The organism is Gordonia sp. NPDC003424 (assembly GCF_053588655.1).
Window position 1 is genome coordinate 275034 of the sequence record NZ_JBSFQJ010000003.1, and the last position, 14169, is coordinate 289202.

Sequence of the window (14169 nt, forward strand, 5' to 3'; positions counted from 1 at the left end):
GACCGGTCGATTTAACCGAATTGTTTCGTTTTAAAGGTAGTTAGACCGACCTTTGAACTCCTACTCTTACGCAATGACCGACACTCCGCGATCCGCCATGAAATCGTCCGGCGCGACCTACACGCACGCCGAGGACGGCTACTTCGAGAAACGCCAGCTCAAACGCAGCGCCGGATTCTGGGGCATCTGGGGCATCGGCATCGCCGCGGTCATCTCGGGCGACTTCTCCGGCTGGAACTACGGCATCGGGCAGGCCGGCTGGGCCGGGCTGGGCATCGCCGCGCTGATCATCATCGTCATGTACTTCGGCATGCTGTTCTCCATCGGCGAGATGTCGGCGGCGATGCCGCACACCGGCGGCGCGTACTCGTTCGCCCGTGCGGCGATGGGGCCGTGGGGCGGGTTCGTCACCGGCTTCGCCGAGACCATCGAGTATGTGTTCACCACCGGCGTGGTGGTCTATTTCTCCGCGTCGTACGCCAACGCGATCACCGACGACCTGTTCGGGCTGAACATGCCCGCCTGGGTGTGGTGGCTGATCCTCTACGCCGTCTTCATCGGCCTCAATTCGTGGGGCGCGGAGGCGTCGTTCAAGTTCGCCATCATCGTGGCCATCGTGTCCATCGCGATCCTGGTGCTGTTCGGCATCCTCGCCATCGCCAACGGGGCCGTCGACTTCGGCAAGCTGCTCGACATCGATCCCGACCCGGCGAAATCCGGCTCGAGCGACGTCCTGCCGTTCGGCTGGCTCGGGATCCTCTACGCCCTGCCGTTCGCGATGTGGTTCTTCCTGGGGATCGAGGAACTGCCGCTGGCCGCCGAGGAGGCCCACGAGCCCACCAAGGACATCCCGCGGGCGGGTATCTGGGGCATGGTCTCGCTGGTCGGCTGCGCCGCGATCGTCTTCTTCCTCAACCCGGCCGTCACCGGCTCGCAGTCACTGGGCTCGTCGGACGAACCGCTGCTCGACGGGTTCCGCGCATTCCTCCCCCCGGGGTGGGCGTCGGTGCTCTCGGCGTTCGCGCTGATCGGTCTGCTCGCCAGCCTGCAGGGCATCATGTACGCCTACGGCCGGAACCTGTATTCGCTGAGCCGGGCGGGCTACTACCCGAAGGTGTTGTCGCTGACCGGTTCCCGCCAGACCCCGTTCGTCGCGCTGCTCGCCGGCGCGGTGATCGGTTTCGTCGCACTGCTGATCATCGAGTACTGGCTGACCGGCGCCGGCGCGATCGTGCTGAACATCGCGGTGTGGGGTGCAGTGCTCGCCTACATGCTGCAGATGGTGTCGTTCGTGATCCTGCGCCGCAAGTTCCCCAACGCCCGGCGGCCCTACATCAGCCCGACCGGTGTCGGCGGCGCGGCCGTGGCCTTCGTCATCGCGGCCATCACCTTTGTCGGTGTGCTGATCAACCCCGACTACCGGTCCGCGGTCATCGCGATCGTCGTGCTCTATGTGATCGGATTGTTGATCTTCGGGTTCTACGGACGCCACCGGCTCGTGTTGTCACCGGAGGAGGAGTACGCGGTCAGCGGCGGTCTGCACGGCTACGACCCGGAGACCGAGGGGCTCGGCGGCACCATCGAGGACGAGATCCTGAAGGGCCACACCGAGTGAGGCTTGCCGATCAGCGCGACCGCACGATGGCGGTGCCGGTCGCGCGATCGTGCAGGGCACGTCCGTTGTAGTCGTTCATCAGCGCGGGCACGATGAACACGATGAGCAGTTGCCGGGCGAACGCCCGCACCGGCCCGACCGCGGCGAACGGCACCTTGCCGGTCACCTCCGCGGTCACACGGTCGGGACCGTAATCCACCCGCGCGGTGCGCAGGCCGAGGGCGAACTGGCCCGGGGTGAAGCCGAAGAAGGTCACCGATGCCAGACCGATGACGAACCAGACGGCGAGCACCCAGGTACCGAGCGAGGGCGATCCGAAGCGGACGAACAGCAGGGTGACGCCGCCGGCGAGCAACCAGTCGACGAGCAGCGCGGCCACCCGCGGCCACCCGCCGGCCAGCGAACCGGGCCCCGATTCGGACAGGCCGAGGTCCTCGCCCCGGTAGGCGTTGTCGGTGTCGACACCCATCTGCGGTCCGGACAGCCACGATCCGGCCGCGCGTGCCATCGAAGAATCCCGGTTCGGTCGAGCCATATGGCCATGGTAGTGCCCGACGAGGTGGAGGCTTTTCACCCATGCGCGTGGTGCGGTAACCGAGGACATGGCATCGTTGCTGATCGGGTGACGAGTGTCCCGGGCTTCGGCCGCGTGTAACACAGGAGAAACACCGACTTGACGCACGGGCAACGTCGCATCCATACGGTTCTCGCTGAGATCCGCTGCTGAATCTCGGTGGCGGATTCGAGGCGCGCCAGAGTATCTGGCACCCCGATCAAGTGAAGGAGTCACCGGACGGTGTACAGCAGTAACGAAGAACTACTCGAGGGCATCAAGAAGGAGGGTGTCGAGTACGTCGACATCCGTTTCTGCGACCTGCCCGGCGTGATGCAGCACTTCTCGATCCCGGCCACGGCATTCGACGAGTCCGTCTTCGAGGACGGCCTGGCGTTCGACGGTTCGTCGGTGCGCGGCTTCCAGTCGATCGACGAGTCGGACATGATGCTGCTGCCCGACCCGGCGACGGCGCGCATCGATCCGTTCCGCAAGGCCAAGACGATGAACGTCAGCTTCTTCGTCCACGACCCGTTCACCCGCGAGGCCTACAGCCGCGACCCGCGCAACGTCGCCCGCAAGGCCGAGGACTACCTGGCCTCCACCGGAATCGCCGACACCTGCTTCTTCGGCGCCGAAGCCGAGTTCTACATCTTCGACTCGGTCTCCTTCGGCTCGGAGATGAACGGCACGTTCTACGAGATCGAGTCGGAGTCGGGCTGGTGGAACACCGCCTCCCCGACCGACCCGGACGGCAGCCCCAACCTGGGCTACAAGGTGCGCCCGAAGGGCGGCTACTTCCCCGTCGCGCCGTACGACCACTACGTGGACCTGCGCGACGAGATGTCGACCAACCTGGTCAACGCCGGCTTCGAGCTCGAGCGCGGCCACCACGAGGTCGGCACCGGCGGCCAAGCCGAGATCAACTACAAGTTCAACACCCTGCTGCACGCGGCCGACGATGTGCTGCTGTTCAAGTACATCATCAAGAACACCGCGTTCCAGAACGGCAAGACGGTCACCTTCATGCCGAAGCCGCTGTTCGGCGACAACGGCTCGGGCATGCACGCGCACCAGTCGCTGTGGAAGGACGGCAAGCCGCTGTTCCACGACGAGGCCGGCTACGCGGGCCTCTCGGATCTCGCGCGCTACTACATCGGCGGCATCCTGCACCACGCGCCGTCGCTGCTCGCGTTCACCAATCCGACGGTGAACTCCTACAAGCGTCTGGTCCCGGGCTACGAGGCCCCGATCAACCTGGTCTACAGCCAGCGCAACCGCAGTGCGTGCGTGCGTATCCCGATCACCGGCAACAACCCGAAGGCCAAGCGCCTCGAGTTCCGTTGCCCGGACAGCTCGGGCAACCCGTACCTGGCGTTCGCGGCGATGATGATGGCCGGACTCGACGGCATCAAGAACAAGATCGAGCCGCACGAGCCCGTCGACAAGGATCTCTACGAGCTCCCGCCGGAGGAGGCCAAGGGCATCCCGCAGGCACCGACCTCGCTGTCCGCGGTCATCGACAAGCTCGAGGAGGACCACGAATACCTCACCGCCGGTGGCGTGTTCACCGAGGACCTCATCGAGACCTGGATCGCGCTGAAGCGCGAAAACGAGATCGAGCCGGTGCAGATCCGTCCGCACCCGTACGAGTTCGCTCTCTACTACGACGTGTGATCCGACACGTGAACGAATATCGTTGACGCCGAAGGGCGGTCGAGAACACCGGTTCCCGACCGCCCTTCTGCTCTTGTTCACGTGATTGACATCACCAAAAGGGCTTTGTACCCTGCCGTTTCACATCCGTTGCCCTTAACTTTGAGGAATGAGAACCATAGTGGGTACCAGACATGTCGAAGACCTTGCCCCCGGCGATCGCATCAGCGTCGACGGCCTTCGGGCCGTTGTCCGTAAGGCCGTTCCCGCCGAGGGTGGCGAGTTCGTGATCCAGCTCGTCAACAGCAGCGACGAGAGCCGCACCGAGCTGCGTCTGGCCGGAAGCGCCAAGGTCGAGATTCTCTAGACACCCAAATCTGGCACGCCCGTTATCAAACGGGGCTAGCCTGCGGTCAGGAGGTGTGTCATGAGCATTGGAAGTCTGATCGCTGCACTGTTGTTGGGACTGGTCGCGGGCGCCATCGGGCGCGCCTTGGTCCCCAACGACGCGTTCCGCGCCATGAGCGGATGGAAGTCATGGGCGGCGTCCACGGTTCTGGGACTGTTGGGCGCCCTTCTCGGGTACTGGATCTTCACCGGTCTCCTCGGGATCGGCGACGCCGACAAGTTCGACTGGGGCGGCATCATCGGAGCCATCATCGGTGCGGTGATCGTGGTCGCGATCGGTTCGGCGATCATCAAGCGCACCGGCGCGCGCAGCGTCTGAGCGGCCGGCCGGCCCCACGAGAGCCCAGCCGGCCAGCACGGCCGAGGCCACCAAAATCGCTGTGCCGCACCATGCGGCGGCGGTGAGTCCGTCGACGAACGCGCCGCGCGCGGCGTCGAGGACCGCGTGTGACCGTGCCGCGCCCAGTCGGGGTACCGCGGCGACCGCCGCAGCCAGACTGCGCAGGTCCTCCCCGCCCGCCAGGTCCGCCGGGAACCGTGCCGCGAACACCGCGTTGACCACGCTGCCCAGCACGGCGATGCCCAGCGCACCGCCCAGTTCGCTGGAGGTCTCCAGCAGACCCGACGTCGCGCCGGCCCGATCGGCCGGAGCCACCCCGACGACGTAGTCGGCGATCATCGACGTCGTCGCCACGATCCCGCACGCGAGCAGGGCGGCGCCGACCAGCACGCTCGCCAGCGAATGCACCGTGGTGAATGCGCCGAGTACCGCGAATCCGCTTGCCCCGGTGAGTAGTCCGCAGATGATCACCGGCGGCCGACCGACGCGCGCGGCGACCGACGCGGACAGTGGCGCCACCGCGGCAACCGCGACCGTCGGCGCCAGACTCCACACGGCGGCGCGCAACGGCGAGAAGCCGAGCACCGACTGCAGATACTGCGTCATCAGAACGGCGTTGCCGAGCAGGGCGAACATACAGATGAGATTCGTCCACACCGAGACGGCGAACCGCCGTTCCCCCAACAGCCGCAGGTCCAGCAACGGGTCGGCGAGCCGTCGCTGCCGCACCACGAAAACCCCTCCGGCACAACATCCGAGGAATGCCAACCCCAGCCGGGACAGCGACCAGCAGTCGGCCGCGACGTCCTTGACGGCGGCGACGATCGGCAGCACCGCCGCCAACACCAGTGCGGCACTGAGCACATCGACTCGACGCCCGGCAACCCCCGTGTCGCCCGGCAGAACCAGAGGCGCCACGATCACCAGCGCCACCATCACCGGGACGTTGATCAGGAACACCGATCCCCACCAGAAGTGTTCGAGCAGCAGGCCGCTGATGATCGGTCCCACGGCCACGCCACCCGCGAGCACGGCGTTCCAGATCGCAACGGCCTTGGTGCGCAATTCCTCGTCGTCGAAGATGTGCCGGATCAACGCGAGCGTCGAGGGCATCAGTGTGGCGCCCGCGACCGCGAGCAGAGCGCGCGCCCCGATCAGCATGGTCGCCGAGGTGGCGAACGCGGCCAGCAGCGACGCCGCACTGAACCCGGCCGCGCCGATCAGCAGCAGACGACGATGCCCGATGCGGTCGGCGACCGACCCCATGGTCAACAGCAAGCCGGCCAGCACGAAACCGTAGATGTCGAAGATCCACAACTGTTGCGTCGGCGTCGGGGCGAGGTCGGCGGCGATGTAGGGGACGGCGAAGAACAGGACGGAGACGTCCATCGAGACGATCAGCACGGGCAGGCACAGAACCAGGAGTCCGAGCCATCCAGAGGTGGGTTTCATCGGTCACCCTCATTTGCGTATGAAATAGACTGTTTATTGTGCACACAGATAGTAGATCTCAACGGTGTACACCACAAGCAGTTAGTACGATCTGGTCATGACCACGTCGGACGCCGCTGCCGGATCGCCGAAGATCCCGCGTTACATCGCACTGCTGTGGGGCCGCACGGACCCGTCGCCCCGTCGCGGTCCGCGGCCCACCCTGTCCATCCACGACATCGGCGACGCGGCCGTGGCCATCGCCGACGACGCGGGCTTCGACGCGGTGTCGATGAAGGCCGTCGCATCGCGCCTCGGACTGACGACGATGTCGCTCTATCGCTATGTCGAGAGCAGGGACGACATGCTCGAGGTCATGGTCGACGCCGCCTATGGTCCGGCCGACCGCGGACTGACCGCGTCGGGCGGCTGGCGCGACCGGATCACCGCATGGGCGCTCGCGGTGGTCGACGGTCTGCGCGAGCGTCCGTGGCTGGCGACGGTGCCGTTGCGTCGGCCGCCGGTCGGACCCAATGTGCTCGGCTGGACCGACTGCGGGGTGCAATCCTTTGCCGACACGCACCTGACCGGCCAGGAGAAGCTGAGTGCGTTGCTCCTCGTCGACGGATTCGTCCGGCACCACGTCCGGCAGTCCGGCCAGATGGGGCTGCTCGAGTCGCACGCCGGCGCCGACGACAGGCCGCCCTACGAGACCCTGGTGGCCGAACTCGCAGACGCGTCACGCTTTCCGAGCCTCGCCGAGGCGGTCGCGTCCGCGCAGTGGGACCCCGACGACGACTTCTTCATGACTGAGCTGTCGTTCGGGCTCTCGGTGATCCTCGACGGCCTGCACATGCTGATCGAGTCCCGCGGTCCGGGAGATCTCACGAGCAATGGGTGACCGTGTTGCCCCCGAATCGTGACCGGCTGAGCTTACGATGAGCACATGATCCGGATACTGATCCGCACGTTGGTCTTTCTGCTCTCGGCAGCCATCGGGATTCTCGTGGCGACGGCACTGCTGGACAAGATGACCGTCCACTGGGCCGGGTTCATCCTCGCGGTGATCGTGTTCGCCGCTGCGCAGCTGATCCTGGGGCCCTTCATCACCAAGTTCGTGCACCGCAACGCCGAGGCGTTCCTCGGGGGTGTCGGGCTGGTGACCACGTTCGTCGCGCTGCTGCTCGCCACGCTCCTGGGCAGCGACGGCATCTCGATCAGCGGTGCCGGAACCTGGGTCGCCGCAACGGTCATCGTGTGGGTGGTGACCGCCGCGGCCACGCTGATCGTGCCGTGGCTGCTCGTCAAGGCGGGCGTTCAGCACGCCCGTGAAGAGCGCGCGGAGAACGCGCAGTAGCGCGCCCAGTCCCTGGTCGGGTCAACGCGGCGACGAGGGAGCCGAGCGCATCTCGGGGCCGAGATCAGCGAAGCGACGACAATTCGGCGAACAACCGCTCGTTGTGGCCGAACGCCGCAACCGCCTCGTCGACCAAAGCATCGCCCTGCGCGTCGTCGAGCGCCAGCCCGTCGAGCGTGTCGCGGTAGGCGTCCTTATAGCGCTTGAGCTTTGCGATGTCGAACACGTAGAAGCTCAGTGCGTCGTCGGCGAGTCCGTAGTGCAGCTTCATCCGGCTGCGGATCACCTGTCCCCCACTGAGATCACCCAGATAGCGCGTGTAATGATGCGCGACGAACCGCGCCGGGTCGGTGCGGGTGGCCTCGATCGCGGCGACATAGCCGACCACCGCGGGCATCGGTTCGACGGTGTTCGGGTCGATGCCCAGCACGGCGAGATCCGACGCGAGATACGGGAGCCGACGCAACCGTTCGTCGACCACCGGGCCGGCCACCGGGTCACCGGACAGCTCGTCGCCGACGGATTCGAGTGCGCGATAGACGAAGTAGAGCTGCGACGCCATCACGGCGTACGCGGTGGCGTCGAGCCGGCCCGACATCAGGTCGTCGACGAAGGTCGCGTTCTCGGCCCGGTCGTGTGCGACGGCGGTCGCGCTGCGCAGACTCTCCGAGAGGGCGGGCCGCGACACGGGATCGGTGGTCATCGCCGGCTCACGCTCCGAACACCTTGCGCACCACCGTTTTCGCCCGGCGGGTCACCCGCAGGTAGTTCTCCAGGAACTCGGCGGCCTCGTCCTCGGGCCATCCCGCGGCGTACGCGACGGCACGCAATTGCTTTCCGGGACCCGGCAATTGGTCGACCGGCTTGCCGCGCACCAGCACCAGCGCGTTACGCGCCCTGGTGGCGGTGAGCCATGCCTCCTTCAGCAGCGACACATCGTTCTCGCTCAGGAGTTCGGCGGCGCCGATCGCGTCGAGAGACTGCAGCGTCGACGTGTTGTGCAGCGACGGATGACGATGCGCGAACCGCAGCTGCATCAGCTGCACCGTCCACTCGACGTCGGCCAGACCGCCACGGCCGAGCTTGGTGTGCGTGGCCGGGTCAGCGCCGCGCGGCAGACGTTCGGAGTCCACGCGGGCCTTGATGCGCCGGATCTCCTTGACGGCATCGGCGGACACCCCGCCCTGCGGGTAGCGGATGCGATCGGCCATGTGCAGGAAGTCGATTCCGAGATCCTCGTCGCCGGCCACCTGATGCGCCCGCAGCAGCGCCTGGATCTCCCAGGGCTGTGCCCACTGGTCGTAGTAGGCGGCGTAGGCGGCCAGCGTGCGGACCACCGGACCGTTGCGTCCCTCCGGCCGCAGCCCGGTGTCGACCTCGAGCGGCGGATCCTCGCTGGGCGAGCCGAGCATCGAGCGCACCTGCTCCGCGATGGTCTGCGCCCAGCGCACGGCCACGGTCTCGTCGGCGCCGTGTTCGGGCTGGCAGACGAACAGCACGTCGGCGTCCGAGCCGTAGCCGAGTTCGCCGCCGCCGAGTCGACCCATGCCGATCACCGCGATGCGTGCGGGTGCCCGTTCGCCGCGCTCGGACTCGGATTCGGCGATGACACGCTGCAACGCGGCGTTGAGCACCGACGCCCACACGCTCGACAGTGCCCGGCACACCGTCGGCACATCCATCATGCCGAGGATGTCGGCCGAGGCGATGCGCGCGAGTTCGAACCTGCGATGCGAACGTGCCGCGGCCACTGCGCGTTTCAGGTCCGGCTGTCGGATGGTCGACGCGATCAGCCCCTTGGCGACATCCTCGGGCTGGGACTCGCACAGCTTCGGCCCGTCGGGTCCGTCGGAGTAGAGGTGGATGACCTCCGGCGACCGCATCAGCAGGTTCGCGATGTACTCCGACGTGCCGAGCACGTGCATCAGGCGTTCGGCGACGACGCCGTCGTCGCGCAGCAACCGGATGAACCACTCCTCGCTGTCCATCACGTCGCACAGCCGCCGGTAGTTGAGCAGGCCGGCGTCCGGATCGGGGGTGTTGCCGATCCATTCGAGCAGCGACGGCAGGATCAGCAGCTGAATCTGGCCGCGCCGCAACGGCGCCGACGCTAGCGCGCGGATATGGCTCAGCGCCCGATCGGGTTTCGCGTAGCCCAGTGCCGACAGGCGCCGTTCGGCGGACTTGTCGGACAGGGTCAGCTCGGAGCGCTCGAACCGGATCGCGGCATTGAGCAGCGGCCGGTAGAAGAGCTTCTCGTGCAGCCGGCGGATACGGGCGCGCTGCCTCTTGAGCTCCTCGCGCAGCGTGCCGGTGGCGTCGAGGTCACCCTCGGAACGGATGTGCGCCGCCCGCGCGAGCCAGCGCATGGTGTTCTCGTCGTCGAAGGCCGGCAGCAGGTGGGTGCGCGAAAGGCGTTGCAGCTGCAGGCGATGTTCGAGCAGCCGGAGGAATTGATAGGACGCGGTGAGATTGGCGCCGTCGTCACGACCGACGTAGCCGCCGGCCGTCAGCGCGCTCAGCGCGTCGACGGTCGCCTTCACGCGCAGGTCCTCGTCGACGCGTCCGTGCACCATCTGCAGCAGCTGCACGGCGAACTCGACATCGCGCAGGCTGCCGCTGCCGAGTTTGAGGTTGCGGTCCCGCAGTTCGTCGGGCACCAGCGATTCCACCCGGCGTCGCATCGCCTGCACCTCCGGAACGAAGTCGTCCCGTTCGGCGGCGGTCCACACCATCGGACTGACGGCGTCGATGTAGGCGTCGGCGAGTTCCATGTCCCCGGTCATCTGCCGCGCCTTGAGCAGTGCCTGGAACTCCCACGTCTTGGCCCACCGGTTGTAGTAGGCGATGTGCGAGTCCAGCGTGCGGGTCAGCGCACCCGCCTTCCCCTCCGGCCGCAACGCGGCGTCGACCTCGAAGAACGCCAGTGATCCGACGCGCATCATCTCCCCCGCGATGCGCGCGGACATGCCGTCGGCGGGTTCGCTGACGAACACCACGTCGACGTCGCTGACGTAGTTGAGTTCGCGCGCACCGCATTTGCCCATCGCGATGACCGCGATCCGCGTCGGGATGGGCTTGTCGCCGCACACCTCGCGGAAGGCCACGGCCAGCGCCGCGGTGAGTGCCGCGTCGGCCGCGTCGGCCAGGAATCGGCCGACCTGCGGCAGGTAGAGCACGGGCTGGTCCTCGACGGTGGCGGCCAGGTCGTGAGCGGCCAATTGCAGCAGCAGGTTCCGGTAGGCGAGCCGCAGGGCGACGACGGCCTTCGGGCCGGAGAAACCGGCCCGGTAGATCTTGTTGCCCTTCTCCGATTCGCCGGGTTCGGGCACCGCGTCGACCGCCGCGAGCATCCGCTCGTAGATCTCCTCGACGGTGGGCACCTCGTCCGCGGTGAGCATCCGCCAGCTCGACGGTTCACCGACGAGATGATCCCCGAGGGCATCCGAGCCGCCGAGCGCCCCGAACAGCCGGCCACGGAAACCCTTGTCGGTGCGGATCAACCGGTCGATCTCGCCCCAGTCACCGGGTTCGACGACCGATTCGAGCCGGACGAGTGCGCGCAGCGCGAGGTCGGCGTCGGGCGCACGGGACAACGCCCACAGGACGTCGACGGAGTCTTCGTCGGCCCAGCCCAGGTCCGCGAGCTGGCCCGGCGCGGTCTTCTCGAGCAGCCCCAGCCGCCCGGCGCTCGGTACGCGCCCGCGTCCACGAAGTGATGTCACTCCCCAAAAGTAGCGGGTCGGCCACCGCCTCTAGAGCGGCAGGTAGTTCTTCAACTCGAACGGCGTGACGAGGCTACGGTAGTCGGCCCACTCGGCCCACTTGTTGCGCAGGAAATAGTCGAAGACGTGCTCACCGAGGGCCTCGGCGACCAGTTCGGAGCGCTCCATCTCGACCAGCGCATCGGCCAGACTGCCCGGGAGTTCGCGGTATCCCATGGCGCGCCGCTCGGCCGGGGTCAGCGCCCACACATCGTCCTCAGCCTCGTCGGGCAACTCGTACCCGTCCTTGATCCCCCTGAGGCCCGCGGCGAGCAGGACCGCGAACGTCAGGTACGGATTGCACGCCGAGTCGGGGCTGCGGACCTCGACGCGACGCGACGACGACTTGTTCGGCGTGTAGAGCGGCAGCCGGATCAGTGCCGAGCGGTTCGCGCTGCCCCAGGTGGCCGCCGTCGGCGCCTCACCGCCGTGGATGAGCCGCTTGTAGGAGTTCACCCACTGATTGGTGACGGCACTGATCTCGCTGGCATGGTGCAGGATTCCGGCGATGAACTTCTTTCCGGTGTCCGACAGCTGGATCGGGTCGTCGGGGTTGTGGAAGGCGTTCGCGTCGCCCTCGAACAGGCTCATGTGGGTGTGCATCGCCGAGCCGGGATGCTGGCTGAACGGTTTGGGCATGAAGGTCGCGTTGACGCCCTCGCCGATCGCGACCTCCTTGATGATGTAGCGGAAGGTCATCACGTTGTCGGCCATCGACAGCGCGTCGGCGTAGCGCAGGTCGATCTCCTGCTGCCCGGGTGCGCCCTCATGGTGCGAGAACTCGACCGAGATCCCCGTCGACTCGAGCGCCTCGATGGCGTGCCGGCGGAAGTTCGGTGCGGCATCGTGCACCGCCTGGTCGAAGTAGCCGCCCTCGTCGGCGGGTACCGGGACGCTGCCGTCGAGCGGGGCCTCCTTCAGCAGGAAGAACTCGATCTCGGGGTGGACGTAGCAGCTGAAGCCCTGGTCGGCGGCCTTGTTCAGCTGGCGCCGCAGCACGTGACGCGAGTCCGCCCAGCTCGGGGTGCCGTCGGGCATGGCGATGTCGCAGAACATGCGCGCCGAATGGTGGCGGCCACTCGAGGTGGTCCACGGCAGGATCTGGAAGGTCGACGGGTCGGGCTTGGCCACCGTGTCGGCCTCGGAGACGCGGGAGAAGCCCTCGATGGCCGATCCGTCGAATCCGATACCCTCGGCGAACGCGCCCTCGAGCTCCGCCGGTGCGATCGCCACGGACTTGAGATAGCCGAGAACGTCGGTGAACCACAGCCTCACGAATCGGATGTCGCGCTCTTCAAGGGTCCGGAGCACGAATTCCTTTTGGCGATCCATGCCACCGGACGATAGGAGGGAGCTGTTAAATCCGTGTTACATCCGGAAGTCGAATCCGTCTTCCTGCGGTTTCCCGCAGCGAATCTCAGCATGTGAGAACCCGGCGCGGTGCTGTGGGATGGCGCAGGAACCCGTCGACCGCGCGGTCGACGCATGCGTCGCCCCTGAACACCGCGGTGTGGGAGTTCGCGGGCACCGTGACGAGCGCGGCACGCAAGCGCGATGCCATCCGCACACCCGTCGCATACGGGGTCGCCGGGTCGCCGCGGGTGGAGACGACGAGGGTCGGCGGCACCACCGGCGCCGACGACCCCGCCCCGTCGGGATCGGGTGCGGCGGGCGTCCAGAACTCGCAGACGCCGAGCGGTGCGCGTCCGGTCCCCCGGCCGTCGTCGCGAAACTGCGCGACCCGGCGAGCGGCCGTGTCGAACATGTCGTAGCGGCGACGGTCCGGGGTCCGGGCGTCATCGGCGCAACCGATCGCCAGCAACGCGTCCTGGCTCCCGTCGTAGTGGCCGGCGACGTCGCGGCCCTCCAGCGAGTCGGCCAGCCGCAGCAGCGCCTCGCCCCGCCCGCGCGAGAGATCGGCCAGCGCACCGCGCAACTGTGGCCACCGCGACTGTTCGTAGAGCGCGAAGACCGTCCCCGTCTCGGCGTCGGACGCGGTGAGCGATCGCGCGCCCACCGCCACCGGCCGCCGCAGCAACGGGTCCACGAGCGATCGGTAGCGGCGCACCGCGTCGGCGCCGCGGTCACCCAGCGGGCAGTCACCGCGAGCGGCGCAATCGGTGGCGAACGCGTCGAACGCGTGCCCGAAGCCGGCGAGTTGCGCGAGCGAGGCATCGACCGGACTCTCGGCGGGATCGACCACACCGTCGAGGATCAGGGCCTGCACGTGGCGGCCGAACCGACGCGCGTACTCGATGCCCACGCGGCTGCCGTACGAGTAGCCCAGAAAGCCGATGGTGTTCTCGCCCAACGCAACCCGAACACGGTCGATATCGCCGACGACGTAGTCGGTACCGGCCCGCGCCAGAAACGCGGCACCGACGCGGGCCCGGCAGCGGGCGGCGAGGTCACGGTAGAACTCCTCGACGAGGGCGATGCCGGCCAGCGTCCGGTCGCCGAGATCCATCCCGCGTTCGGCATCGCGTTCGCCGTCGGTGCGGCACCGCAGCGACGGCCGCGACGCGCCGACCCCACGCCAGTCGACGCCGACGAGGTCGTAGGACGCGGCGATCGGTTCGGCGGCGAGCGAGGCCGCCGCAGCGGCGAGATGGGCGACGCCGGACCCGCCCGGACCGCCCGGGTCCACCAGCAGCGTCCCGGACCTCCGCCCGGCCGCCACCAGGCGTGCGATCACCACCGACACCGTTCCGAGACGCGGCCGGGTCGCATCCATCGGCACGGCGAGCCGCCCGCACGACAGACGGGCAGCGACATCGGCCGGGATCGCCGACGCATCGACGCCGTCGTCGGTTCCGCACGGATGCCAGTCGATCGCGTCGTCGCCGGCGCCGCCGAACGGTCCGCGACACCCGCTCAGCACGGCGGCCACCACGACGAACACGGCGAGCAGCGCACCGCACCGCCGTCGCAAACGCGTGCCCGCCATGGCGCGATCCTACGTTCCACCGACGCCGTACCGAGCCGCCCATTGTGAGGAAAGCCACAGGTCAATGCGTCGATTCGGTCATCGGGCGGTGCGACAAT

At 67.7% G+C, this 14169-nt stretch carries 11 protein-coding genes and 1 pseudogene; 6 read left to right on the forward strand and 6 right to left on the reverse strand.

Translation table 11 applies throughout. The features are described from left to right. Positions 1-73 precede the first annotated feature (73 nt). The gene (locus ACWDTI_RS06345; RefSeq protein WP_449737195.1) at positions 74-1615 is read left to right on the forward strand and encodes an amino acid permease; all 1542 of its coding nucleotides are present in this window, start codon (positions 74-76) and stop codon (positions 1613-1615) included. A gap of 10 nt (positions 1616-1625) precedes the next feature. Here the strand turns inward: ACWDTI_RS06345 and ACWDTI_RS06350 are convergent, their stop codons facing one another. After that, complete coding sequence (locus tag ACWDTI_RS06350; protein ID WP_449737417.1) at positions 1626-2123, reverse strand: RDD family protein; 498 nt, start codon at positions 2121-2123, stop codon at positions 1626-1628. A 288-nt stretch (positions 2124-2411) separates the two neighbouring features. Here ACWDTI_RS06350 and glnA (ACWDTI_RS06355) point away from each other — a divergent pair, with 288 nt between their 5' ends. The 3 genes and pseudogenes from glnA (ACWDTI_RS06355) to ACWDTI_RS06365 form a co-directional block, all read left to right on the forward strand. Next, on the forward strand, positions 2412-3845 hold the full coding sequence (gene glnA, locus ACWDTI_RS06355; RefSeq protein WP_449737196.1) for a type I glutamate--ammonia ligase: 1434 nt from the start codon (positions 2412-2414) through the stop codon (positions 3843-3845). Positions 3846-4005: 160 nt separating this feature from the next. Beyond that, positions 4006-4191: a hypothetical protein gene (locus ACWDTI_RS06360; protein WP_449737197.1), complete on the forward strand. Its 186-nt coding sequence runs from the start codon at positions 4006-4008 to the stop codon at positions 4189-4191. A gap of 60 nt (positions 4192-4251) precedes the next feature. Next, positions 4252-4464, forward strand: a pseudogene (locus ACWDTI_RS06365) (hypothetical protein); the annotation flags it as partial. On the opposite strand, the gene ACWDTI_RS06370 reads toward ACWDTI_RS06365, so the two are convergent. Continuing rightward, complete coding sequence (locus tag ACWDTI_RS06370; protein WP_449737198.1) at positions 4360-6024, reverse strand: MFS transporter; 1665 nt, start codon at positions 6022-6024, stop codon at positions 4360-4362. The pseudogene ACWDTI_RS06365 and the gene ACWDTI_RS06370 sit on opposite strands and share 105 nt — an antisense overlap. A 97-nt stretch (positions 6025-6121) precedes the next feature. Between ACWDTI_RS06370 and ACWDTI_RS06375 the strand changes: the two genes are divergently transcribed. Further along, a complete protein-coding gene (locus tag ACWDTI_RS06375) occupies positions 6122-6904 on the forward strand; it encodes a TetR/AcrR family transcriptional regulator (protein ID WP_449737199.1) in 783 nt (260 codons plus the stop codon). Between the two features lie 45 nt (positions 6905-6949). Next, complete coding sequence (locus ACWDTI_RS06380; protein ID WP_449737200.1) at positions 6950-7360, forward strand: hypothetical protein; 411 nt, start codon at positions 6950-6952, stop codon at positions 7358-7360. Between the two features lie 64 nt (positions 7361-7424). Here ACWDTI_RS06380 and ACWDTI_RS06385 read toward each other — a convergent pair whose 3' ends face one another. The 4 genes from ACWDTI_RS06385 to ACWDTI_RS06400 all read right to left on the reverse strand — a co-directional run bounded on the left by ACWDTI_RS06385 (position 7425) and on the right by ACWDTI_RS06400 (position 14071). Continuing rightward, the gene (locus ACWDTI_RS06385; RefSeq protein WP_449737201.1) at positions 7425-8063 is read right to left on the reverse strand and encodes a biliverdin-producing heme oxygenase; all 639 of its coding nucleotides are present in this window, start codon (positions 8061-8063) and stop codon (positions 7425-7427) included. Positions 8064-8070: 7 nt separating this feature from the next. Continuing rightward, positions 8071-11085 carry a bifunctional [glutamine synthetase] adenylyltransferase/[glutamine synthetase]-adenylyl-L-tyrosine phosphorylase gene (locus tag ACWDTI_RS06390; protein ID WP_449737202.1) on the reverse strand — a complete coding sequence of 1005 codons (3015 nt, stop codon included), beginning with the start codon at positions 11083-11085 and terminating at the stop codon, positions 8071-8073. A gap of 30 nt (positions 11086-11115) precedes the next feature. Next, positions 11116-12456, reverse strand: a complete 1341-nt coding sequence (gene glnA, locus ACWDTI_RS06395; RefSeq protein ID WP_449737203.1) for a type I glutamate--ammonia ligase — start codon at positions 12454-12456, stop codon at positions 11116-11118. Between the two features lie 85 nt (positions 12457-12541). After that, entirely contained in the window at positions 12542-14071 is a 1530-nt protein-coding gene (locus tag ACWDTI_RS06400; RefSeq protein ID WP_449737204.1) for an alpha/beta hydrolase, read from the reverse strand. Between the last annotated feature and the right edge of the window lie 98 nt (positions 14072-14169).

Coding starts and splice junctions, on each gene's coding strand:
- ACWDTI_RS06400 (WP_449737204.1), bottom strand. CDS start 14,071: ATGGCGGGCACGCGTTTGCGACGGCGGTGCGGTGCGCTGCTCGCCGTG.
- ACWDTI_RS06345 (WP_449737195.1), top strand. CDS start 74: ATGACCGACACTCCGCGATCCGCCATGAAATCGTCCGGCGCGACCTAC.
- ACWDTI_RS06385 (WP_449737201.1), bottom strand. CDS start 8,063: ATGACCACCGATCCCGTGTCGCGGCCCGCCCTCTCGGAGAGTCTGCGC.
- ACWDTI_RS06370 (WP_449737198.1), bottom strand. CDS start 6,024: ATGAAACCCACCTCTGGATGGCTCGGACTCCTGGTTCTGTGCCTGCCC.
- ACWDTI_RS06380 (WP_449737200.1), top strand. CDS start 6,950: ATGATCCGGATACTGATCCGCACGTTGGTCTTTCTGCTCTCGGCAGCC.
- ACWDTI_RS06375 (WP_449737199.1), top strand. CDS start 6,122: ATGACCACGTCGGACGCCGCTGCCGGATCGCCGAAGATCCCGCGTTAC.
- ACWDTI_RS06350 (WP_449737417.1), bottom strand. CDS start 2,123: ATGGCACGCGCGGCCGGATCGTGGCTGTCCGGACCGCAGATGGGTGTC.
- glnA (WP_449737203.1), bottom strand. CDS start 12,456: ATGGATCGCCAAAAGGAATTCGTGCTCCGGACCCTTGAAGAGCGCGAC.